This window comes from Olsenella sp. AGMB03486, from assembly GCF_040884255.1.
In the GTDB taxonomy this organism is placed as follows: Bacteria; Actinomycetota; Coriobacteriia; order Coriobacteriales; family Atopobiaceae; genus Olsenella_L; species Olsenella_L kribbiana.
The window spans coordinates 1-519 of the sequence record NZ_JBEVTM010000069.1 but is presented as its reverse complement, the minus strand read 5'-3'; the positions used below and the strand labels follow the sequence as shown (position 1 = coordinate 519).

Sequence of the window (519 nt, the reverse complement as noted above, 5' to 3'; positions counted from 1 at the left end):
AATGGCTGAGGACCTCCGGCATAACCGCAGGAATTCCTGTCGCCGCTCCGCTGCATCATATGGATGAACGGCTGATGCATCCGGAGGATCGGGGGACGAGATGGCGAAGGGTCATGCAGGCGGACTGAGCAGGAAGGAATGCGAGAGCAGGGGCACGCTCCTGGAGTTCCTGGAGAGATATCCTGACGAGGAGTCGTGCGAGAGGAGGCTCCTCGAGGAGAAGCATCCCGGAGGCTTCGTCTGCCCCGCATGCGGAAACCGCACCTGCTCCAAGGTGCACGGGCATGCCCACAAGTGGCAGTGCACGAAGTGCTCCCGCCAGTTCAGCGTCACCGCAGGCACGATGATGGAAGGGACCCACCTCGAGCTCAGGAAGTGGTTCGTGGCGATCTGGCTCATGTCGAGCCAGAAGGCAGGCATCAGCGCATGCTCCCTGCAGCGCCAGATCGGCTGCAGCTACAAGACGGCAGGGCGCGTCCTTGCGCGCATCCGCTGCGCGATGGCCAGATCGGAGTGCGT

General features: G+C 63.2%; 1 protein-coding gene. It reads left to right on the top strand.

All coding sequences use genetic code 11. From position 1 onward, the window contains the following. Positions 1–100: 100 nt before the first annotated feature. On the top strand, positions 101–519 hold a 419-nt coding region (locus ABVS03_RS11600; RefSeq protein WP_368019224.1), incomplete at its 3' end, for a transposase.